Here is a 23807-nt window from a genome sequence, read left to right on the forward strand (position 1 = left end):
TATATGCAGTTCATTCTCTCTCTAAACTTGAAAGATTTAAAGTTTCGTCGTATAATAAAGACGCAAAAAAAGTGAATCCGATATACAATGTGTGGTTGTTAAACGTAAGTCCAATTGTTTAACAGCTACATTTTTTTATGCATATTGGAAAGGGGTAATTTTATGCCTAAAACTAAATTTGAAGATATTGTTTTCTCACTTCTCATGGCGTTCGCCATGACATACGCTATGGAGCTTTATAATTTGTCATTAAATCATGGAGGGCTTTGTAATGCATTGTTTTTTGAAGTCTTCAACGATGTATGGTTTATGATGTGCATCGTAATTATACTTGAGAAATTAGTGGCTGGAAGAATCGCAAAAAAACTAACGATGAAACTATTTACACCAACCATTGATAAACCCATCTTTATGACACTTAGTATGCAATGTTTTACAGTTGTACTGATGGCTTCTATGATGTCACTGGTTGCGACTTTGCTTTTTAAACACCCTGGAAATGAATTCATTTCCATTTGGCTTCAAACCTTAACATTTAATTTTCCATTTGCTTTCTTTTGGCAAATATTTTTTGCGGGACCTTTTGTAAGATTTCTATTACTAAATTCTTTCATTCAAGAAACAATATCGCTGCACTAGAAAAGACAAAATAAAGAGATTGTAACTAAATAGACGAATTTGATAATACAAATAATTGCCTATAAGTTACAATCTCTTTTTTGAAATATTAAATTAGCTTTCTACTTTTATTTGTTCCACAAGGATTTCTCGTATACGACGATCTTCTACTTTTGTCACATGTAAAAGCCAACCATCATCTTCTACATCAAAGGTAGTACCATCTTTTGGAATAGAGCGAAGCTTTGAAAAAATATATCCACCAATCGTATCGTAATCATTACTTATAATCAAGGGCATGTTGGTTTCTTCCATCACTTCTTGTATGTCGCAATCACCAACAATTTTCCACTTGGTATCACTGATTTTCTCAATGGAGTGGTCCTCTTGATGATCGTATTCATCATATATATTACCAACGATTTCTTCTAATAAATCTTCCATCGTTATAATTCCACTTACTTCTCCAAACTCATCAACTACAACCGCAAAATGCACTTTCTTATGTTGCATGTCTTTAAATAGATCATCTGCCGCAATTGTCTCAGGCACAAAGTATGCAGGACGTAGCAAGGTTTGTAGTTCTTTACGTTCTTCACTGCTAGCGATTAAGTAATCTCTTGTATATAAAACACCCGCGACATCATCTAAATCATCTCCACAAACAGGAAAACGTGATAGCCCATGTTCTCTTATTTTCATCAAGATATCTTCTTCACTATCATGCAAATCGATATAAATTACATCTGCACTATGTGTCATGATTTCACGAATAGATGTATCATCAAAGGCAAATACGTTTTGTATCCATTCTTTTTCGCTTTCATCAATGGCACCATTCTCGCCACCCAAATTCACCATCATTCGTATCTCTTCTTCGGTTACACTTTCCTCTTCTGCCTCAGTTTTCATATGCAATAATTTAAGTATTAGATTGGTTGAAAACGATAAGAAGACAACAAGGGGATGCATGATGACAGCTACACCACGTACCACACCACAAGAAATCTTCGCAACTTCATATGGTTTTTGCATCGCAATACGCTTAGGCACAAGTTCTCCGAATACCAAGGTAAAATAAGATAATATCAATGTAATAACAATTACCGCAATGGTATCCAGTATACTCAACGATATCGTAGTGAAACCTAATCCATAGTACACCCAGTCCACAAGATAACCAGAAAAGTTATCTGCCGCGAAGGCACTACCAAGGAATCCAGCTAAGGTGATACCTATTTGTATGGTAGATAAAAATCCTGCTGGTTCTTCTGTAAGCTTCAATAAGCGAATTGCCGTTTTCTCTCCTTGTTCAGCTTTCATCTTCAACTTTGTAGGGTTCAATGAAATCACCGCAATCTCTGTTGATGCGAAAAATGCATTTACTAGAATCAAAAATACTTGTAATAGAATCTGTTGGGGAATCGAGTCCAAAAAACATCACTCCTTTTTTTATTATGAACTCTTTCATCTTATTGTATGAAAATATAAAAGACTTTTATCACACAAAAAGATTAGATAAAAGTCTCGTTATTTCATATATAAACCGGTTGTTCGTCAACGTATGTGGCGATTATATAACATCCTGAGAGGGATGCTAACTACTCCCTTTTATTACTTGTAATTTTACGATAAGACCTATAGATAGTCAATGAATGAATTGTAAACTTTCTATAAACGAAAGTTCATACAGTATCTTAATTTACTTATAGTTCTAAATTATCATCGGAGTTGTTTTGTTTTTTCATCGTATCAAAATAGAAAGAATAACGATTCTTTCCATGACGTTTAGCATGATAAAGTGCTCGATCTGCTTTTGATAGTAATTCTTCAAAACCAGTTCCATCATCTGGATAAACGGAAATCCCAACACTACAAGAAACAGGGAGTTGTTGTTTTGTTAACACAGAACAATCAGATAATGAATCACAAATCGATTGTACATATCCTTGAATGTTATCCATCGAACTCGTAACTGGTAAAAATAGCACAAATTCATCTCCACCTAAACGACCTGCAATGCCATCTTTTCCTGATATGCTTCGTAATTTTTGTGCAACATGGCAAATCACTTGATCTCCGATTTGATGCCCTAAATTGTCATTTACTAATTTGAAATTATCTAAATCGATAAAACAAACGACTGCCTTTGCACGATATTGTTGTTGAATCGCTTTGCCAATCAACTCTCTAGATTCTTTGTTGTTATATAATTGCGTCATTGAATCATGTTTTGCTTCACGTAGTGCCTTCGCTAGTTTTCTTTCCTTCTTTCCTTCATCTAAATAAATCTGGGTAATGTCAGTTCTCGTTATAACAATGAGTCCTGCACAACGATCATAATAACTGAACTGCACTCTTGAACGATGATACTCATTTTGTAGATCGAAGAATCCTGCCGTAAATTCAAAGACATCTTGTTTTTCTAATTCTTTTATTACATTCGCAAGCATCATGATTTTTGTGACTTCTTCTTCCTCTTCAGGAACCACTTGGCTTTTGTTATATTCTCTTACATCATGCTCGTAATCTGTACCACTTTCTGGTGGTAATAATGAGTTTGGATTCCCGCTAAACATTTTATATGAGCCGCTATGCGCATCGACGAGTACAAAATAATCCAAGTTGTTTAGCACATATAAATCGATAATCTTTTGCATCATATGGTTTTCATTGTCTATTTGTGTAGTTATCAATAGCTCTCTTTTTCCACTATCCATTATCCTTGCGTTAACTTTAACCCAATCATACTTTTGTTCTTTATTAACTACTCTTATCTTAAAGGGAAAGAGTGTATTTTCATTTTGGTAAAATGCTTGTGCTTGTTCTAGTGACAAACCATTTAAATAGGTGCGATCTTCTTCATAAATCTCATTTAGAAGCAGTTCTACATATTCTTCCCAAAATAGACTTTTACTCTTTATAGAACTGTTCTGTGTTTTCATTACCTCTATATTCCCACTATTTAAATCAACCTTTAATACACTTCTATAATCTTTTATAAGAGTATCTAAAATCAAGTTATTTGAAATTTCTAGTGTTTGCATTTACATACCCCTCTCACGCTCATTCTTTGTCACGCATAAATCTCATATATACTATATCACAAAGTATATCGCAATAGCTAAAAGGCGCTGCATTTTCTAATTTTTTTCAAGTAAAATGATCTTTTATAGTAATCCAAATAATTATAAATATTTATAGATTTTTTACATTTCCTAAACTTAAAATTGATTAGAACAAAGGAAAGCTTTGTTCATTATCATCTTCTATAGTTTTTGGACTATTTGTATAAACTTCTATTCATTCCTAATGCTTCTCAATATTGCTTGCTTCAATCACAAACCAATTTAGACTTACATCCCCTATGATATAGAGCGTGTTTTGATCCAGTCCTATGCGTTCAATTCAATTCGTTCTTGTTTTTCTTCGAGAAACTCAAATGTTATTTTCTCTTTTACTCATTCGTCTTAATTTTCTTACTAACTACTATACAATAATTATTTTATATGTCTCGTCATATATAAAAAAACAAGACTTGTGATAGAAGGAAACATAAGTCTTGTCTTAATACATTTAGCAGAACAGCCGCACGTTAGTTACGCTGATAAGATTCTGCCTAAGGATGATGTAAATTATTCCCTTGCGCATCTTATCACAAACACATATCCCTATGTAAAAGTTTATGATTATAATTAAGAAGCCGCATCCACAAGCAACGTATCATTCACATAAACGATACTTGCCGTAAACAATGGATAGTTTACATCTTTTTCTACATTAACTAATTCCGCATAAATGCAATACAATTTTATTGTATCTCCGATATTTATATCACTCGCTTCAAAAGTATCTCCAATTTTAGAATAGAATGAATATTTATTTCCTAACTCATCTTCAAAAACATATATTTCTTTTCCATTATCAAGAGAATATGTACCTGACTTCTTTGCTGCTGCTTTTTCAGTTACTTTACCGCTTATCACAATATTATGCAAACCTTCTTCTTTTTCGATATCTTCTAGTAGATTCTTATAATTTTTTGGTGGATATTGGACACCCGATTCACAATTGAATTTTAGTTCAAACGAAGCATTCTTTGCTTTATCAATAACTTTATTTTCTAACAAACTCATTGAGCTTAACATACGAGAAACCTTATCTTCCATTTCTATCTTAACACTTTCCACTCTTGATTCATCGATTGTTTTTCTTATATATATTAAAAGTCCATTGTCTGCTTTATAATTAATACCCTTTTCACTATCATTGGAATTAGAATCCTCATAAAGTGTTGCAAGATCCTCCAATGAAGACTTGATAGTTCCTTTACCTGAAAAAATAAAGTCATCTGCAGTAACATTGTTGTTGTTCTCCATATAAACAGAAGAAACCACACTTTCCCCTTGTATTGAAGTAGCTTCTTTACTAATGTTATCTATTTTGATAGTAACCATTCTATAATCTTTTGACAATTTGATATCTACAGATGACTCTGGTTCTATCATAAACGTATTTTTATCAAATGGATTATCTTCGATTTGATCAATCAATTCCCATCCTTGATCATAAAAATCCTGTAGCTTACAAGGTAGTATAAAATGCGCACCCATTAGAATAAATTCAGGGACATCCTTTTCCTTACTCAATTGCGATGTAAGTTCCGTATTCTTACTTAGTGTAGATAAATCACCCTTCCCCTTTGATTCACTCTCGCTTCCACAACCTGTCAATATAAAACAACAGGCAACCATAAATATAAATAATTTTTTCATTTTCTCTTCTCCTCTTACATTGGTTTTTTTTCTAATGGACCTTATTTTTCTAAAGTCCAAGGTCCAGTCACTTGATGAATAGCATTTAAAACTTCATTCACGCCACGATAGCAGGAAATATCAATACTGATTAGTTGATGTGTATCAATAAGACAAATCTCCCAACATCGATGCGTACGAGCTGTTCTACGTCCAACAAGCCAAGCGTTACGATCATGAAAAGTTTCGATTTCATCATATGCAACCTTTTCTTTTTGTGGTCTTAATAATGTTTTTCGGATAAACCCGCATTCATAAAATCGATACTCATCAAAACAACCGATAATAATATAGATGACAATCGCAACAATGCAAAGAAACACAATGAGACTTGGTGTCTTTGATGGAGGTGTTGCTTCTATGTAAATATTATACATGGCAATACATAACGTGCCAAATACTCCTAAAAGAATCACATTTAATCTAGATGAACTATTGCAACGTGCTATTAGTTGACCAAACTCCTCATGTTCACCCTCTACGTCCATTAACTTATTTGTTACTCGCTTCTGATAACTCATAATACACTTCTTCCTCTCTCTACTTCAAAAACATCATCAATCAAATTCTTTACATATTCTTCATTTTCCCTAATTCCAAAATGCGCTTTCGCATAATTGAAAATAGTCTCTTTACCCTTATCATCCAAATTACTTTCTTTTGCCTTATCTACAATATATGTTAATAGAAGTGTAATATGTTCAGGCGTGGGTAAATGCTCAAAGTCTTTTCTCAAAGCAATTGCTTGCTCCTTTGTCAGTTCAAAGCCGATGTCGCATGTATTACACATAACATAATATGCTTTGGGTATTTTTACAATCGGTATAAAAAACAAACTATAATAAGAAATTTTCCTGCCAATATAAAAATTAGTGAAGTCACTACATGAGCGACAAAATCGTCTACCTATATATTGCCATTTCTCTACCTTTGTACCACTTCCATAAATCACAAACATTCTATCCCTCCTTCTTCATACATAACACTTTCCATTTATTGGAAAGGTTACAAACTATTTTAATTTTTTCAATATTTTTGTAGCCGTTATAAAACACATTTAATAAACATGATAAAGATATATTTTTCCACTCCCTTAAGAAATGTCCTGCTATATTATAAAGAGGCTATAACGAAATAGACACATTTGAAAATTCAGATTAGTGCCCGCTATCTGAGAATTCAATTATCTTTGCAAATGTTATCAAGCAATTTTTTGCTATCAAGATAATTTATCTCGACATCATTTAGTGGTCTCCCTTTCTATATTACCCTTCTTTGCGTCTAAAACTAAATTTCGTAATTCTTTTTCTTGTTGTTCATTATTCGTTTTATATTCCTTCTTTCTTTCAACACCTTATTTGACAATACAATCATCATTTAGCTTTAAAATTGTATCATATTTAAACTATTTTTAGAAATGATAATTAATCATGGTGTAAATTATAACACAATTTATCTAGTTATAGCATAAGGCAAGATAATATTACATGTATTATATGAGCACAAAAAAGACTTAATTTTTACAAAGTCCTTTTTGTATTCTTCAATTTTATTTAGCGCTTTCTATTGTATTTATTTTATAAAATTACACATTGAATTAAGATATGTAAAAATATGCATTTGCTTTTTTATCCAATAATTCAGATGCAAAAATATAATTTACATGTTCCACTACAACCGATCTATCAATTGCTAATAATTCTAAAATTCACGTTTGATTTAACCAAGCATTATCTAATTCTGGTGTAAATTGTGCTTCTAAAATCTCCACCGCTTATAATTCCAATTGTATTAAAAAATGCGATGGTTTTATACTTTCTTTCGCGTTAAGAAAATTCCAATGATTCCTCCAAGTAAAGCAAATGGTGATAACCTAACAAATAGCCATTCAACTATATGAATTCCCGCTCCCAACACAGCAATTTCAGGATCACTATAATCCCAGCCTAAATTGGGGCTTCCTAATAATACTAAGGCTACAAAAATCATTACAATTACTACACATAAAGAGATAAATATCCAATGAATAATAATTCTTCTTGTAATCATCCTTTGCGCTAGTTGCAAGTTTATTACCTCTAATTTTTCAGATATTGCTTTTAAGTTATCGTCCTTTGTTTCACTAACAGTTACTCCGAGTAATGTACTTACGGGTGTTTCAAGCACTTCTGATATCAAAATCAACATATCTGAATCGGGCACTGATAAACCTTGTTCCCATTTAGAAAGGGTTTGTCTAACCACGTTTAGTTTGATAGCAAGCTCTTGTTGCGAAAGACCTTTCGATTTTCTGATTGCTTTGATATTTTCATTTAGCATTAGGGATAACCTCCTTTCATTCACTACCACCAGTGTAATCGAAACTAATCATTGCCACAAGCAACGCATTTTAACATATAGGTAGAATAACAAATTCCATCTCCCTTTTCCTTCCTCAATGTTAATAAAAAAATTTGTTTGTGATTGTATACTGTTTTCGTACGGTTATAACGTCATATTTATCATGTTTTTTGCTTGTATCCTATCTGTATGGTACTTGTATGGGTTCTTACTTATTCTTCATTGTTTTATTTAGAACAATTATTATAGCTCTCTTTCCATTGCTACTACAGTATAATTCTCTTGTTGCGTTTCTTTGCCAGTTGGTTTGAATCCGTTTTTTTGCCAAAATGATTTTGCTTGATAGTTTTCTTTCACATATCCAAGCTTAATATATCGAAACTGAATTGATTTTAAATACTGTACACACTCAGATATAATACTTGTGCCAATTCCTGAACCCTGTGAATTTGTATTCATCATAAAAAAACCGATAAATGCCGTTTCATCATTTGGCCATTTCGATATCAAATCCATAACAGCAATTAGTTCGTCCTCAAGATAAAAGCCAATAAAATACTTATCATCTATTGTTTTATTTGGTGGTAATGTAATCATATCACTTTTTATAGAGTCGACACTTACTGCTGGAGGGCAAAACTGATAATATAAAGGATTGCCTTTACATAGAATTAAAACAGTACTGATATCATCTTTCGATAACACTCTAACAGTAAATCTCGTTGATAATGCTTTTACATTCATATGTGTACCTCCAAACAAATTCTTGTTTTTACGTAGTTCTTGTGATTTTCACCAAATTCCATTTGTGTCCCTCCACCTTAATAGATTGATATTTTTCTTTAGAATAACATAATTTAGTTAAATTTAAAATGACCAATTACGTTTCATCATAACCGGTCATCATAAGCAAACTTTTCACGACATTTTACGTAATTTCACAACAAACTCCTTTCGACAGATAAATTTTTTTGTTTTTCTTTCTCAATTTGAAGTGAAAGAATTTAGTATTCTTTTCGTTTCAATTCTCAGAGATCCTTACAGTTTCAGTATTTAGCTAGAGGATTTCCAAATTTTTGTTTATTTGATGATGAGAGGTGTTTCTGTTTTGAACAGATGAAGCTATTTGTCAACAATCCCATCAGATACTTGATATTCCTTAGAGATAGAAATACAACTTTGTTCTCCTTGCCATCTGAAAAAAGTAGACTCTTCATAAGGTTTATCATATCACTTTTTTGTGTAATTTCACTTTACAGCTCCAATCAATTATTGATGGTCCTCGTTTTATCAATTATTCAAATAGAAAAGCATCCCACTATTTTACTATCTTCTATCTTTGATACAAATCATATTCAGGATAATCAAATTCATTTATATATGCATCTGTTGAATCATCCTCATTTACTCTAATTCTTATGGAGTTACCTACTACCATTATCTTCATATGTGTTGGCATAACTAGATTAAATTCTTGTATCACTTCATAAATTTGATTATTAACACAGTATTCTACGGTTAATCTTTTTATGCATAAAGCATGAATATTGAATCTCACTGGGACATCCTCTACTTTAATGATTTTTCCATACCTTTCATATCCATGATACTTTAGTCTCATTTTTTTGAACATAATTTAATGTCCTTTCATAACTCTTTGGTTACTCTCTTATCTTATTCAATATATAAAATATTTGAATTATCTTCAATTAGATACGAGCACATCATTGTGATATAGAATAGATTACAAATCTTGAAAATCTTATCCATTATTCATTGCCGGCGGTGCTAAAATTTTTTCGCTCAGCATCTAACAATAAATATTATATTTCTCCCTTATATCACATATTGCGTATTTATATAATAACACCTATTGTTTAATCTTTGTAAATTTTAAACTCAAGTGATGAGTTTTGATGCGGTTAGTAACGATCATTGATAAGCTGACTATGATTATATTACATTTATCTTTTCTTAAGATCTAAGAAATTTAAAAAGAGCATAATCGAAATCACGCTCTTTTGTTACAATTTTTACAGAAAATCCACAATTTTTCATGGTAAATTTAAACTTTTACGGAAATTCGCGTGTTTTATATAAGTTTGTACGATACTTGTATTACTTACTTCTATCTTTCATATGTGGTTTAACTTGCTAGATCTTTCAAAACCTCCTAAAAACCTTTATTATTGGGCTTTTTGCAACTATCAAATCATTTAAAGGCTCAACACACCTATTTTCACGACAAATTCACGTTTTTTATTTGAGGTTATATGCCATGTGTACGCCTCCTGTATGCACTTCTACGTACTTATTATAAATCCATTCGGGAATAACAGTACATATAAAACCATTATTAAATTGGATAAAATTTTTATTCACTAATTCTACTTCTGGTTATAACTCATCTTGAGCGTTTCTTTATCTTCCCTTTTTAAGTGCATATAAACGTTCCACATTTTTAATTCAACTACAAGAATATTCCAATGAAACGCAACTAATTATATAAACTAGTTGCGTTACTGTATGTCAAATTTCATTTATCGTTTTTCCAACTTCCAATGACTTTTTCTACCTCAGCTATCAATTCCTCTTTGTTTGGAATGTAATATGTATACTTTGATGCAAATATATTGCTAGAAAGTCCTCCTAGAGCATATTCTGCAGTTAAAGAATCTTTCTCTGTGCACAAAATAATACCAATTGGTTTATTATCTCCCTCATCATTAACTTCATTTTCATAGTAATTCAAATACATATTTAACTGCCCAACTGCTTCTGGCATTAGCTTAGTTGTTTTGAGCTCAATAATTACATATGACTTTAACGGTTTATTATAAAAAACCATATCAGCATAATAATGTACATTATTTATTGTAACTCGTTGCTGAGTTCCTACAAACATAAATCCTCTACCTAGTTCAAGTAAAAATCTTTCTATTTGTACTACCAAAGCTTCCTCCAAATCATTTTCTAACATTGGCTTATTTTCTGGAATACCTAAAAATTCAAATACATAGGGATCCTTGATTATATCACTTGCATTATTTATATCAATTCCATTCTCAGCTAATTTAATAACCTCTTGCTTGTTAACAGTTCCCTTTGATAAAAGTAATCTTTCATAATAAGATGTGTTGATCTGTCTTTTCAACTCTCTAACTGACCAATTTGAATTAATTGCTTCTTTTTCATAAAAACTTCTTTTAGCTATATCAGATATACTTAGAAGCTCACAATAATGTGTCCATGACAATTTGCCAGTCAATGACTGGCAAATTGGATAAGCCAAATATATAGCACGCATATTTTGTAAATTAGATCGAGAGAATCCTTTTCCAAACTCTTTAGTTAATTCCTTCGACAAAACTTTTAAAGTACGTTCTCCATACTCTGCTCTTATACTATCGTTTTGTTCATAGCGTACTATTATCTCTCCTATTTTCCAATAAGAGATGATAAGCTCATTATTTACTGTTTGTGCCACTCTAGTCTTTGCAGCATCTATAATACTTTTTACTTCTACAACTAACGGATTCATAATCTCATTTGACATAATATCCTCCTTGATTATTGTTAATACAAATTTCATTTATGAAGTTATTATACTCATTCTATCTAAAGAAATAAACTGATTTTTTATATCTATTTATGTGTTTTGAATTTTGTAGATATCTTTAAAGTTTACTTTGCCTACTGTTCCCTTTACATCTTAATGCTTTTTGTTCTAAAATTGGTGTTATAGGTATAACTTATCCCACCTAAGCTATCCAAATTACGTTCAATACTGTAGGTCGTAAAACGATCCTCATTAAACTTCAATCCTACTTGTTTAGACGCATAGGATACAAAACCAGAACAGTCAAATGAATTAGTATCTGCAGCACCCCATACATATGGCGGCAACAGCACTCTTTCCATTTTTCGTAGAACCACACCCTGTCATCATGACTCCTATGATTAGAAGCATAATTAGTTTTTTCATTGTCCTCTTCCTCCTTTCCTTCATTATAAACCGAGAATCAATACTAAAGTCTATTCTTGTAAAATATTTTATTTAGAGTTAAACTAGACTACCCAAAATAAAAAAGCATGACTGATTAAAATCATGCTAAATTGATAACGACAAACTGGAATTTGTTTAGTCCTTATCCCACCGATTTGCATCAGTCCAACGATAGTTTGGATCTGTATTGCGACTAGGATCTTTTTTCCGTTTTTCTGCTGTTCGTCTACTCATCTCTCTATCAATGCTCTTCATTTCAGGGCTCATTTCACCATCTCCACCACAGTCATCTTTTAACCATTGATGCCTTCTTTCTTCGTAGCCATCATCAAGTTCTTCATCAGAAGCATTTTCAAGCCAGATTTCAAATGAACTCCTCAAAATTTTGCTCAGAAAACCCATAGTAATCTCCTCCATAAATTCTAATTTGTTACAACAACAGATTTTTTGGAAACTATCAATAATGCTATTGTTGGAATATTTAAAAACATTAAATACAATAGACTTGCTAAAAAAGCTCCCAAACTAAATTGAATATAAAATGACTTTTCAAAATTAGGAATACTCTTATATATTGAGAATATAAAACATAAAATTGGTAATATCATTAAATATTTATTATCTAATTTTTTTTGTATCACTATCAACAATACTGTTATTCCTATAAATAGACTTAATAAAATCAATGTACTTATCATAGCTATTCCTCCTCAAATTCTAATTTGTCTTTCTTTTTATACTATACCATATTTCTTCTTTCCTCCTCAATATTAATTAAAAAAAGACCAATTACGTTTATCATAACTGGTCATAATTCACGACTTTTTCACGACATTTTTACGGGATTTCACGAGAAAACTGCCTTTTTACGGAAAATCAACGGAATTTACTTACGGTTGTCTACTACCTATATGAGGTTGAAAGCGCCCTGTTTATCGTACTTTTTTGCTTGCATGCTACCTGTGTGGTACTTATATGAGTTCTACTTATTCTTCATATGAGGTGTAAGTAAAAACCTTTTCTATAACTCTTAAAACCCTTATATTACTGTACTTTGTGTTTAAAAATTTTTGATTTTTTTATTTTCACGGAAAATCCACGGGATTTGTTTGAAGATATATGCTGTTATTTAATGTTTTAACGCCTTTTATTACAGCCTTCACTTTCTCTTGTTTTTTGCAAATAGCATTGAGTAAGGTTGAAATTATTTATATATTTTCAATTGTTTCCCTATTATTCTCCCAATCACAAATTATCGCTTTTTTTAATGAGATGCCACTATTGTTCTTCCCTAACATTATTCCCATAGGATTTTCTGAATAAAATCCAACATATGCAATTATATAATCAGCTTGCATTTCTATTACCACAAAATGATTTTTATATTTAAGATTTTGCCTTGCCCACTCCTTTAGCCATTGAGGTTTCAGTTTGTAATTATATTTATCTAAATTTCGCATATTCAGAATTGATAATCTTAATTCATCAAACTGATCTTGTTTAACAAAGTCTTCTCCCATTATTAATGCAAGAAAATTGAAAGCTGTTTTTATATACAGAAATTCGAAACTATCATCTAAAAATTTATCTAATTTATAAGAATACCTATAATTTTCAAATCCGCAAATGATTTCTGGAATCTCCATATACAATATACTTTTCTTTATTGAATGCAAATACATTTGTAAATTCAACTTTTCTATATTGGTGTAAACAAACCATCTATTATTGAAATGGCCTATGGTTATGAACTTTTGCTCTATAATCAAATCTGTTTTAATGAGCACATATTGTAGTTCACTTTGATTAATAAAATCAAAAAACTTTCTAAAAAATTCATCAAACTTTACTTGAAAAATACCTGCTGTATAAATAGGGGTTTGAAATATATCGTTAACCCCCAATCCTAAATGATATTCGGCATTCATCTTAATATAAAATTGTGGAATTATATAAGCCTTACCATAATGCATAAATCCCAACTTAACTGGTACTTCCCTTCCAGAAAGTGTCTTGTTTCTGTCTCCTTCAGCTACTAACATCACTTTGATTTTTGGATTCGTTACTTTTTTAACGGAATTTGCCCCTCGTTTACCTGGTCCAACATTATCCCTATTGACTGATAATAACGTTTCTCTAACCGCAGTCAATTCTGATTTAGAAAACAATTCATTAGCCTTGTCAGATACCATTCCTTTAGGCAACATTTCCTTTCCACCTAGAGCTGCTGGTATCACATGTTCTCTCTTCTTATAAGTTAACTCTTTTATCTCTTTAAAATATATGCACATTGTTCTTCCTTCTTTACCCAACTTTCTTTTATTATATCACTTACACCTTTGATAACATAGATATAAACCGTATACAAGAATAATAAAATATCTGTTTAATTAGAAAATACATAATAGAATTTGAATCAAATAAATTATAAATGATAATTTTGACACTTCAAATACAACCAGTTTTATTCTCCATACAAATTATCTAATGCCAACCTCTGATCATCATTTTCTGCATGTGTATACACATCCCATGTTGTTGTTACTTTACTATGTCTCATTAAATCTTTAACAACAATTGGATTTGCTCCTGACATCATTAATTCTGTTGCATAGGTATGACGCAACATATGAAAATGAAAGTTGAATCCAAGTTTTAATGAAGCATTGCTTGTTATGGTATTCAATACTGCAGGGCTTACAAAATCTCCTTCTTGATCGCAAATAACTAAATCATAAGGATTTATTTTGAACCATTCTTTTAATTGGTCACTTAAGATAGTACCGATTTCTACTTTGCTTTTACTGCTAGATGTCTTTAGTTTTTCTGTAAAGTACATCTCTGATTTTTTTAATCCTGCATACTCCAGTCTGCGACATACATTCAATTGATGATTATCTAAATCAAAATCCTCTTTCTTAAGTGCTAATACCTCACTTATTCTAAGTCCTGTATATCTGCCTATAATTAGTGCTATCTTTGCTGATTCATAAGTGAACTGTGCCTTTCTTGCTAAAGAATTCATTCTTTTATACTCAGGCTTTATATTATCAATAAGTAATTTAAGATTTGCATCACTTATGATTTCTCTATGTACTTTGGGTACTTTTCCTGGTATTTGTATTTTCTCAACTGGATTATCATAAACATAGCCACTACGCATAGCATATTTAAAGGTAACATTATATACTCTTAACATATTTTTTATCGTTGGGTAATTATACTTCTTGGCCATATCATTGATATGTTTTTGCAAATCCACATAATCAACTTTTTCAATTTTTGCCTTACCAAATTTATTACGTATATAGCCATCATGTGTTTTCTTATAATAAAATCGTGTGGCTGGTGCGTACTTTTGATTTCCTTCAAACTCAAAGAATTCATCAAAAACATTATCTATGGTCATATTTTTATTATGTAAAAGTTCAACACTTGTATTGACCAACTGCATCAGGCTTGCTTCATATTTTTTTGCCTCTCTTTTTCCTGAGAATCCGCTTTTAATATGTCTTTGTGTTACCCCAAAGGGATCTTTATAATGAAAATCTACCTGATATAGAAAACCATTCTTCTTGCTTTTATATTTTGTAATTGCCATAATTCCTCCATTCTTATATATAGATAAAGCATTGCTCGTTCTTTATTCATATATAAAAATGACAACAGTTCGATACCATTGTCATTCCATTTTTATATATAAGTTATCTAATACTTCTCTTTGATCTTTACTTGTTGGGTGTGTATATGTATTCCATGTAGTTGCCACTTCGCTATGACGCAATAACCCTTTGACAGTCACAGGATTGATACCAGCCATCATCAATTCTGTTGCATAGGTATGCCTTAGCATATGGAAGTGGAAATGAACCCCTACTTTCTTTACAACTTTTCTGATACGAACATTAAAGGTTTCAGGTCTTATAAGTTCTCCACCACTATCACAAATGACAAATTCATAAGGATTGCAAACAAACCATTCTTTGAGTTGGCTTGATAACTTCTTGCTAATAGCTACTGTCGCTTTACTATTTTTAGACTTCAACTTATCTGTAAGATAGATATCTTTCGCTAAAAGATTTGAATACTCAATTCTTCTTTGAATAGTAAGCGTATGGTTATCTAAATCGAAATCACTTTTCTTTAGTGCCAATACCTCACTAACTCGTAGTCCTGTATAACGTCCTATAATAATTGCCATAGCACAGGATTTGAATTTAAACTCAGAGTCTTTCCTACACGGCGCTGTCCTTCCCACCTTCTGCATTTCATCGATTATCTTTTTTAAATCCTCATCACTGATTGTTTCTACAACCATCCTTCTGCTCGTGGACTGCTTTGGCAACTGAAGCAATTTCACTGGATTATCCTTCACATACCCTGCTCTCATTGCATATTGAAACGTTACAGAAAATACTTTTTTCATATTCCTTAATGTAGGAAAATTATAAGATTCTCCCATTTTGTTAAAATGTCTTTGTAAATTTTTATACTTTACTCCTGTAATAGGCATAAGACCAAACTTATCTTTGATGTACATTCTATGCGTAGCCCTATAATATGTGATACTTGCTCTCGCATATTTATGTTGTCCTTCAACATCCATATACTCTTCGAATACATCATTGACAGTTTTATTATGAGATAGTTCTTTTTCTTCTTCTAAAGCTAACCGCATTTTGAAGTCGTCTTCATACTTTTCTGCTTCCTTTGATGATAAAAATCCGCTTTTTACATGCCTATGATTAACTCCTAGATTATCCTTATAACGACAATCTACTTGATATGTAAATCCATACTTTTTGCTTTTTACACTTGATATTGCCACATCCTATCACCTCTTATCAATTATTCATACATTTTTGATTGTACTAATTCCTTGCTTTTCATTGCTGACAATCTATTGCTTACATCCAACCCCTTATAGGCATCAAAAAATTCTTGTATTGCTTTTGCAGAAAACATGTAATTTCTGCCTGTCTTGATTGCAGGTATGATACCTAGTTCTCTCAAAAATGTAATATGACTTTCTGAGCAATTTAAGATTTTTCTTAATTCCTCTTGAGTAACCATTCGTAAATCGTCCATAGTCATCCTCCCTTTTTAGTTAATTTTTTCATAACACACATTACCCTATTTTTATTTATATATCTATACAATAATGAGCTATACATGAAAATTTAAACACTGTAAAAATTTAATTCATAATAATTTCAAATCCAATATTTTGTGTATTAGAAGGAAATGTAAGTGTAATATCACTATTTTGTAGTTCATCAATCAAATCATCATATGCTTTTGTATTGAATTCATCGTAAAATATAACTTCACTTATATCTTCCTCTTTTATTATTCTTCTAACTTCATTAGCGGTATCTAAATTAAATTTGATTACCTGCAACTGACCTAGTTGTGCCACATTTTGTTTTTGCGATAACTCTATCGCATACTTCATCATATCGGTAGTTTCATTTTCTCCACATACAAATAAAACATTTTTTCCTTCTTTAGTATGTGACTCCCCCATCTCTTGGAACTGTTCTTTAATGCTTGGTGATAGCAACTTCATAATTTCATCAAATCTTAATTCTAGATTAAGATCATATACATCTATATCATTTTGCTTTAACGTCTTTGAAATCAGAGAATCGTAGGCAAGTTCACTGATTAGAAAATCTGAACTTGATGTAATGACATAGTCAGCTTTCGTCATCTTTATACTTTCAATTACAATTTGCGGATCCATAACGGGCAAGCCACTTGGATATTGCATAATCCCTTGGATTTCAGCACTATGTTTTTCTGCAAAGCACTCTGCCTTCGTTTTAAGCGCATCATTCATTTCTGTATCATCTGCTATTGCTACTATTATTTTTTTCATCTTTTTTCCTCTTTTCTGTATCTTTATTGATACAAGCGTGAACACCATATATCTATATATGATGCTCACAATCTATCAATAAATATTTTACCTTCATGTTCATAAACAATATTATTTACTATCCCTTGTTTATGGGCAAAACAAAGACACCTCTAGCAAGGTTCATACGAATTCCACGTTCTCCCTTTCAATGTAGGAAACGCCTCTCATGGGTGCGACGGTTTTATCACGCTCAACCAAGTCTGAGACGAAGTATCATAATCCTCTATCCTATCATCGCATAATAAGTTGCTATCTTATTTTCTTGATCCATTAGTATTCGCTCGATTACTATAAACTTCATGTCATGGCGTAATGATCAACGTGCTTAAGAATAGATTAACGTATCTTTATTTTGAGTATTCAATTATCAAAGATCACTTAGAGGCATCAATTTAATAAGTTCCTCTACTCTATACCATTCAACACATTTTCTCTTTAACAATACTTTTTTGATATTTATCTCTAATTTTTTTAATAATCGCATGTTTCCTCCGGTTTATTTCTTGTTGCGTTACTAGAAAATATTGAGCAAGTTCCTTCTCTTTTCTATCATTCAATAATAGTTCCGTAATTAAATACTTATCTTCTATGTCTAGCTCATTTATTATTTTCAAAACATCCACAACTTTTGTATGATTGCTAATAATTTCAATAATATCCGTGTCCACTGCTTGTAAATTTAATAGCGTTTGTCCTTTCTCATTTTCACTATCTAAGCTGATTAACCCATACATTTCATTCATTCGATTATCTCTTAATTCTTTTCGATAAGCATTAAAGCAAACATTAAACACTTCTTTTGATACTTCCACTTTGTCATGATGGACCTTAATATAAAATCTTTTCTTTCCTGTATTCTCATCTTTAATTGTATAAAAACTATTTCTATTGTAATCGTTCATCTTTCTTTTCCTCCATGTTCTTTTTCATTCCAAAACGAACATGTTGGTGGTGATCGGCCCTTAGGTATTATTGGTAAACAAAAAACGTCAAATTTTAGCCTGTTAAAAACAAGCATAAAACTGACGTTTATGATATCTTTTATTTCATCCCTTTTTAAATTTTCCTTGCATATAAACGAGGAGTGATTTAAGTCCTTATTAATATATTTATCTGTATTAAAGATTCCCCGCTCATGTATATGCAATAGTAATTATTGCACACATACATACCCACTCCTTATTATAAAATCATATTTTTTATGTTTTTATATTTACCACTTTTACTTTCTTTTAAATATCTTATGAAATTTGCATTATTTATTTAGATAACTGATAAAAATACCTAATAAAATAAGTATCAATACTAATAGTGGTGCTTTTCGTTTAAGCTTCTCTGCTTGTTTTAATGAATTCTCTACCAAATAATCCGTTATTGGACGCGAATCTTCTTCGTTATACATGGGTTGCAATTCTTTTACCAAGGTAGAATACTTAGGATATTTATGTGCTATATAACGTCCATATTCCAAGTTCTCAGTGATTCGTTTGACCATGATCTTATGCGCACATTTGGGGGCATATATCTTACCTAATATTCCTAACACAAAAAATACGAGAGGAATAATTCCAATATATAAATTTCCATATAACCAACTAGAATCACGCATAGTCAAGATAAATAATGGTGTAGATATAATCCCTAAAAAGATTGATGCACTAGCTACCATCGATATCGTCGTTGCCATTGGGCACTCTTCATATTTCTTGTAAAAAATTATAAAATGATACATAAAATTTCCTCCTTATTCAAATTACTCACTTTCCATTCTCAAGTACTTCATACTATTTAATTGTCTTTCCTGCTTTGACAACCACCGAAGGATATGACCTCGTTCGTGAAACCGCTCTTGTGCGATTGCTAAGAGAAGTTCCTCATGTTCACTCAACTGGTCAGACCACCCACATATAGGACAAACCTCTTCTACGCTAGTATCAATAAAAGATAGATAACAGCAACACTTACACTTCCCCAATTCTTCTATTTCACCAATAACTTCATATTGATTTTCTAGCAATTTATCTAGATATTCATTGGTTGTTCCTAATAGTTTATATATCACCGCCGATTCCAACAGACCATAGAGCATTTTTCTTCCTTCTGTATTTTCATTTTCATAAATGTCTTCCATCTTCTCCACAAGCATTGGATAATCAAATTCTTCTTTCTTTACACCGACCCATCGCAAACAATAATCAATCCTTTGTTGCCTTGTCATAGATGCGATATGAATGTTGATGATCTTATTGTATGCCTCTTCCCTTGTAATTCGTTCACGCATACGATATCGCTCCCTTCTGTTTTGAATTATGATTAACTCATGAATCTACTCAATGTTATTTGTTTTTGTATGCATATTTTGTAATGGATTGAGTAGATTCATCAGATATTCATATTATTTAGTTGATCTAATAATAGATTCCATCAATAGTAATAGTTCTAAGGAACTTCGAAAACACAGTTCCTTTTTCTCTTCAGCCCAGAATATCGTGCCTTGCCAACTTCCATTTTGTGTATCCTTTATTGATACAACGAAGTTTGGTTTCCCCATTGTATTTTCTCCTATCCATTTACTCTATTTCTTATTTGTTTTATTTTTTCCAATATGTACTCTTCTATATAATTTAAGCAACTCACCATATAACTCTTCAAAATCTGATGATAAAGCGAAATGACTACATACTTCTGGTGATACATAATACCCTTCGATCTCTTTGACTCCATCTTTAATTGCACCAATAGTTCTATGTGTTCCATTAATCAAAAAGGTATCATTGGCTTTTCCATCTTTCATTACCATCACATGGTTCTTGGATTTCACAGTTTCCAATAAATCTCCTCCTAATTTTTTAATAGCCATATCCATTTCATATTCTTCAAAACATTCTGGTTTAATAATTTGTTGCAATTGAGCTGTTGTAAAAATGACTCTCTTTTCTTCTCTAGATTCTAGATAGTCATTAAGTTTAGTGATATTAATGACAAAAGGGATTTTGATTGTTACAGATTGTTCTTTTGTATAGAATAAAAAGAACACATCAGCATCATATAATTCGTTATTTTTTGAAATATTCGTAAACACATCAATGTCGGGAACTAAACATAGTCTTCTCATCAACTTATAAAATTTTTCCAACCGATAATGCGATAAATATCTGTATGGAAATTCCTTTTTATAAAGTGATATTATTTCTCTAAAGTCATCAATCGTTTTTTTTAAATCACTTTTATCTTTTTGATAGTTTTTCATTATTTCTTTATACTGTATTTCATATAATGTTGATTCCATATATATCCTTTCTCTTTTCAGTTTATGATACTCATCACAATATCGAATTTATTTTATTTACATTTGTATATCCCCTCCCCATAGTCCGTGCGAAAGGGAAGATATAGAGAGGAAGATATACTACTACTTTCCCATTTTTTGTTACTTCAAGAGAATGTTTTATGAACGTATTTTGCAGCGTACATCCTTTAAATAATATGAAAAATCGATGTAAGAAAAGTAGTTGAGATAATCGGATAATTATCTCACATATCTAGATGATCAAGTCATCTAGATAAATCAAATAATAATGCCTATATTTTCACTTTATTGCTTTCATTACGCTTTAAGGTAATCTAAAATGCATTTCCATTCGTTATGATATTTTTTGCGATTTATAAAACGAACTATATAACTATCTGCAGGAAACGCCTTTAAATCACTAATAAAATTTAAACCTGCTATTTTACAAATAATATTCAAAAGAATATCCACACGCTCATTGCATCCAATTCGCTTATTTTCTTTAGTAGCCATCACATCAATGAATTCTAATACTTCATCAACATCCATAAGTACAGGTGTTTTTAAAAATGAATCAAAGTACAGAAGTCTCACTGTTCCTTTTGCGTTGATTAACATCCCATAGTTATCTAAAATTTTTATTGTACTTAGAGTATCCCTATGTGAATTTCTTCGGATAGATTTTACCTTTTCACTCCAATGACAAACAAGATCGCTTGATTCAATGATTTTTATCATAAGAAGTACCTCCCATTCTCCCCCTTCTTTTTAATTAACCCCCTTCGTGATAATAGAACCTTCATCAATCATCCATTGTATTGACAATTCTTCATTATTTACGTGTGTTGCGTTAGCACTTATGTCAGTTATACAAATTTATTCCTCTATGAATGTTACATTAAATAATCCTTCATAATAAGTTTTAACTTTTTTCAAACTGATATATTTACCATCATCTTTTGAATCTACCAATCCTGTTCCTCTCAATTCCTCATTAGCAACATTACGATAGTCTATCTCAGTAGTAAGGCTCGCTTTCTCTTCTGTTGTTTCAATTTTAGTAGATTTACCTTCCATTTCGCTATCTTCATCACTTACTCGTTGCATTGATTCTTTCGCTTGATCCTCCGTTAATCCTAGTAATTTTAAATCCAAAGTTATAACTTTTTTTATTCTTAATACTTTATCCCCATTACTGACTATCTCAAGTTCATAATCTAAACCTTTTGCATTTCCTTTACCAATTATTGTTGTTTCTTTACCGTCTACACTTCCATTATCTTTTAATGTTGTTTCTTTACCACCAGCACACCCAATCAAAACTGCTGCCATCATCAATACTGCTACTATTTTCTTCATATTCTCCCTCTTCTTTTTTAGCTGATTCCCTTAGTGATAATAGAATCCCCATTAATCATTACTTGTATCGGTAGCTTTTCGTTATGTATGCAAGTTCCTTTCGATACAGTTATTTCAGTGATTGCACTAGAATTCACTCTTAAAATACCTGTACCTAATGTTATCGCTGCCTCTTTATTCTTACTTGTTACATTAATAGCTTGTAGAACATTCATTGTTGCGTTATTTATGTCAACTGCCATCGTTTGGCAAGTTAAAGAATACTCGTGATTTAAAAAACCCGTCATAATATTTATTTTGCTCTCTTCAATATCTATGTGGAGCTCATTTACATTTTCGACGTTATGTGATCCAATAACATAGTCAACATGACAGCGATTTAGAAAGATAGATACAGCTCTCGTATTTCTTTCCGTTCCTATAATTACTAAACCCGAGTCTTTCTTTCCTATGTTTTCTAATACACATGAAACACCATTGCAATGGATTGTCATATGTTTTTTGTAGAAACCAGCAGGTCTTTTTTTATGTGTCGTCATATGTAATTTAATTAATGAAGAAGGAATGAAAATATCTTTTTCATCCAACACGTCACTTGTAAGGATAATATGCAATCTTCCTTTTTTATGATGCTTGAAAGCTTCATATAAAGTAGGATATTGTCCATCAATTCCTACACTAATGGTTTTTTCAGAAAACATAAGATGACTCCTTTTTTATATATCATTGTCTCTTTGATACAGTTATTAATTGCACTTGCTTCTACTAAACTTTTTGTAAAATAGGTGATTATACACTTAAAATCTTTCATATTTTTATCCTTTGAACCAATGAATCCTTTTAAATTAAAAATCGATTTTTTACATTATCACTTTTTATATCCTACTTATACTCAATTAACCTCATAAATTGATATTTAGTTACTTCTCTTCAAACACCACTCCAAATTTCTTTTCGTAGTTCTCTTTTGACTTTTTCAAACTAACATACTTTGCATCACTAGTAGAATCTACAAGTCCTGCTTTCTTCAATTCATCAATATTTGCTTTACTACAATCTAATTCTGAAGTCACAATCACTTTTTCTTCTGTTGTTTCAAGTTTAATATTCACACCTTCTATTGCATTGTTCTTTTTTGTAGCTGGTTCCATCGTTGCTTTTGCTTGTTCTTGCGTTAGACCAAGTGTTTTTAAATCCATATCAATTACTTCTTTTACTTTTGACACTTTATCACCGTTACCTACAAATTCAACTTCACATGTTATCCCATTTGCGTTTCCTTTACCAACAAATGTCGTTTCTTTACTACCTGTACATCCTGCTAATAATGCTACAAACATTAACACTGCTACTATTTTTTTCATCTTTTTTCTCCTCTAATTTCGAGTATTTTAATACATACTTTATTTTTTTGTTCTCTGTTGTAATGTAAAATCAAATTACACTATTTACGCT

General features: G+C 31.3%; 27 protein-coding genes. 1 reads left to right on the forward strand and 26 read right to left on the reverse strand.

Annotated features, from left to right (window positions below):
* Window positions 1–162: 162 nt before the first annotated feature.
* Window positions 163–639, forward strand: a complete 477-nt coding sequence (locus ACWG42_RS02470; RefSeq protein WP_455789921.1) for a DUF2798 domain-containing protein — start codon at window positions 163–165, stop codon at window positions 637–639.
* Between the two features lie 93 nt (window positions 640–732).
* On the opposite strand, the gene ACWG42_RS02475 is transcribed toward ACWG42_RS02470, so the two are convergent.
* The 26 genes from ACWG42_RS02475 to ACWG42_RS02600 all read right to left on the reverse strand — a co-directional run bounded on the left by ACWG42_RS02475 (window position 733) and on the right by ACWG42_RS02600 (window position 23716).
* A complete protein-coding gene (locus tag ACWG42_RS02475) occupies window positions 733–2052 on the reverse strand; it encodes a hemolysin family protein (protein ID WP_455789922.1) in 1320 nt (439 codons plus the stop codon).
* A gap of 272 nt (window positions 2053–2324) precedes the next feature.
* Window positions 2325–3665, reverse strand: a complete 1341-nt coding sequence (locus tag ACWG42_RS02480; RefSeq protein ID WP_455789923.1) for a GGDEF domain-containing protein — start codon at window positions 3663–3665, stop codon at window positions 2325–2327.
* A 648-nt stretch (window positions 3666–4313) separates the two neighbouring features.
* Window positions 4314–5393: a hypothetical protein gene (locus ACWG42_RS02485; protein ID WP_455789924.1), complete on the reverse strand. Its 1080-nt coding sequence runs from the start codon at window positions 5391–5393 to the stop codon at window positions 4314–4316.
* Between the two features lie 41 nt (window positions 5394–5434).
* Window positions 5435–5953, reverse strand: a complete 519-nt coding sequence (locus ACWG42_RS02490) for a hypothetical protein (protein ID WP_455789925.1) — start codon at window positions 5951–5953, stop codon at window positions 5435–5437.
* Window positions 5950–6390 carry a zinc-ribbon domain-containing protein gene (locus ACWG42_RS02495; protein WP_455789926.1) on the reverse strand — a complete coding sequence of 147 codons (441 nt, stop codon included), beginning with the start codon at window positions 6388–6390 and terminating at the stop codon, window positions 5950–5952. Before ACWG42_RS02495 ends, ACWG42_RS02490 begins: the two co-directional genes overlap by 4 nt.
* 851 nt (window positions 6391–7241) lie before the next feature.
* Entirely contained in the window at window positions 7242–7751 is a 510-nt protein-coding gene (locus tag ACWG42_RS02500; protein ID WP_455789927.1) for a helix-turn-helix domain-containing protein, read from the reverse strand.
* Between the two features lie 264 nt (window positions 7752–8015).
* Window positions 8016–8516, reverse strand: coding sequence for a GNAT family N-acetyltransferase (locus ACWG42_RS02505; RefSeq protein ID WP_455789928.1), 501 nt, complete (start codon window positions 8514–8516; stop codon window positions 8016–8018).
* 589 nt (window positions 8517–9105) lie between these two features.
* Window positions 9106–9393, reverse strand: coding sequence for a hypothetical protein (locus ACWG42_RS02510; protein WP_455789929.1), 288 nt, complete (start codon window positions 9391–9393; stop codon window positions 9106–9108).
* A gap of 915 nt (window positions 9394–10308) precedes the next feature.
* Window positions 10309–11328 carry a PDDEXK nuclease domain-containing protein gene (locus ACWG42_RS02515; protein ID WP_455789930.1) on the reverse strand — a complete coding sequence of 340 codons (1020 nt, stop codon included), beginning with the start codon at window positions 11326–11328 and terminating at the stop codon, window positions 10309–10311.
* Between the two features lie 149 nt (window positions 11329–11477).
* Window positions 11478–11693 carry an NlpC/P60 family protein gene (locus ACWG42_RS02520; RefSeq protein WP_455789931.1) on the reverse strand — a complete coding sequence of 72 codons (216 nt, stop codon included), beginning with the start codon at window positions 11691–11693 and terminating at the stop codon, window positions 11478–11480.
* Between the two features lie 220 nt (window positions 11694–11913).
* Window positions 11914–12159, reverse strand: a complete 246-nt coding sequence (locus ACWG42_RS02525) for a hypothetical protein (RefSeq protein ID WP_455789932.1) — start codon at window positions 12157–12159, stop codon at window positions 11914–11916.
* 41 nt (window positions 12160–12200) lie between these two features.
* Window positions 12201–12476, reverse strand: coding sequence for a hypothetical protein (locus tag ACWG42_RS02530; RefSeq protein ID WP_455789933.1), 276 nt, complete (start codon window positions 12474–12476; stop codon window positions 12201–12203).
* Window positions 12477–12986: 510 nt separating this feature from the next.
* Window positions 12987–14090, reverse strand: a complete 1104-nt coding sequence (locus ACWG42_RS02535; protein WP_455789934.1) for a hypothetical protein — start codon at window positions 14088–14090, stop codon at window positions 12987–12989.
* A gap of 152 nt (window positions 14091–14242) precedes the next feature.
* Window positions 14243–15379: a tyrosine-type recombinase/integrase gene (locus tag ACWG42_RS02540; RefSeq protein WP_455789935.1), complete on the reverse strand. Its 1137-nt coding sequence runs from the start codon at window positions 15377–15379 to the stop codon at window positions 14243–14245.
* An 81-nt stretch (window positions 15380–15460) separates the two neighbouring features.
* Window positions 15461–16606 (reverse strand): tyrosine-type recombinase/integrase, encoded by a 1146-nt coding sequence (locus ACWG42_RS02545; RefSeq protein WP_455789936.1) that lies wholly within the window; start codon window positions 16604–16606, stop codon window positions 15461–15463.
* A 20-nt stretch (window positions 16607–16626) separates the two neighbouring features.
* Complete coding sequence (locus ACWG42_RS02550) at window positions 16627–16866, reverse strand: helix-turn-helix domain-containing protein (protein ID WP_455789937.1); 240 nt, start codon at window positions 16864–16866, stop codon at window positions 16627–16629.
* A 109-nt stretch (window positions 16867–16975) separates the two neighbouring features.
* Complete coding sequence (locus ACWG42_RS02555) at window positions 16976–17659, reverse strand: hypothetical protein (protein WP_455789938.1); 684 nt, start codon at window positions 17657–17659, stop codon at window positions 16976–16978.
* 461 nt (window positions 17660–18120) lie between these two features.
* A complete protein-coding gene (locus tag ACWG42_RS02560) occupies window positions 18121–18603 on the reverse strand; it encodes a sigma-70 family RNA polymerase sigma factor (protein WP_455789939.1) in 483 nt (160 codons plus the stop codon).
* A 353-nt stretch (window positions 18604–18956) separates the two neighbouring features.
* Entirely contained in the window at window positions 18957–19433 is a 477-nt protein-coding gene (locus tag ACWG42_RS02565; protein ID WP_455789940.1) for a hypothetical protein, read from the reverse strand.
* Between the two features lie 21 nt (window positions 19434–19454).
* Window positions 19455–19982, reverse strand: a complete 528-nt coding sequence (locus ACWG42_RS02570; protein ID WP_455789941.1) for a hypothetical protein — start codon at window positions 19980–19982, stop codon at window positions 19455–19457.
* Between the two features lie 114 nt (window positions 19983–20096).
* Entirely contained in the window at window positions 20097–20252 is a 156-nt protein-coding gene (locus tag ACWG42_RS02575; RefSeq protein ID WP_455789942.1) for a hypothetical protein, read from the reverse strand.
* Window positions 20253–20276: 24 nt separating this feature from the next.
* Window positions 20277–20990, reverse strand: coding sequence for a hypothetical protein (locus ACWG42_RS02580; protein ID WP_455789943.1), 714 nt, complete (start codon window positions 20988–20990; stop codon window positions 20277–20279).
* 318 nt (window positions 20991–21308) lie between these two features.
* Window positions 21309–21731, reverse strand: coding sequence for a hypothetical protein (locus tag ACWG42_RS02585; RefSeq protein WP_455789944.1), 423 nt, complete (start codon window positions 21729–21731; stop codon window positions 21309–21311).
* A 138-nt stretch (window positions 21732–21869) separates the two neighbouring features.
* A complete protein-coding gene (locus ACWG42_RS02590) occupies window positions 21870–22352 on the reverse strand; it encodes a DUF1307 domain-containing protein (protein WP_455789945.1) in 483 nt (160 codons plus the stop codon).
* Window positions 22353–22369: 17 nt separating this feature from the next.
* The gene (locus ACWG42_RS02595; RefSeq protein WP_455789946.1) at window positions 22370–23053 is read right to left on the reverse strand and encodes a hypothetical protein; all 684 of its coding nucleotides are present in this window, start codon (window positions 23051–23053) and stop codon (window positions 22370–22372) included.
* A gap of 219 nt (window positions 23054–23272) precedes the next feature.
* On the reverse strand, window positions 23273–23716 hold the full coding sequence (locus tag ACWG42_RS02600; protein ID WP_455789947.1) for a DUF1307 domain-containing protein: 444 nt from the start codon (window positions 23714–23716) through the stop codon (window positions 23273–23275).
* Window positions 23717–23807: the final 91 nt, after the last annotated feature.

The sequence above is a fragment of the Amedibacillus sp. YH-ame10 genome, from assembly GCF_053848885.1.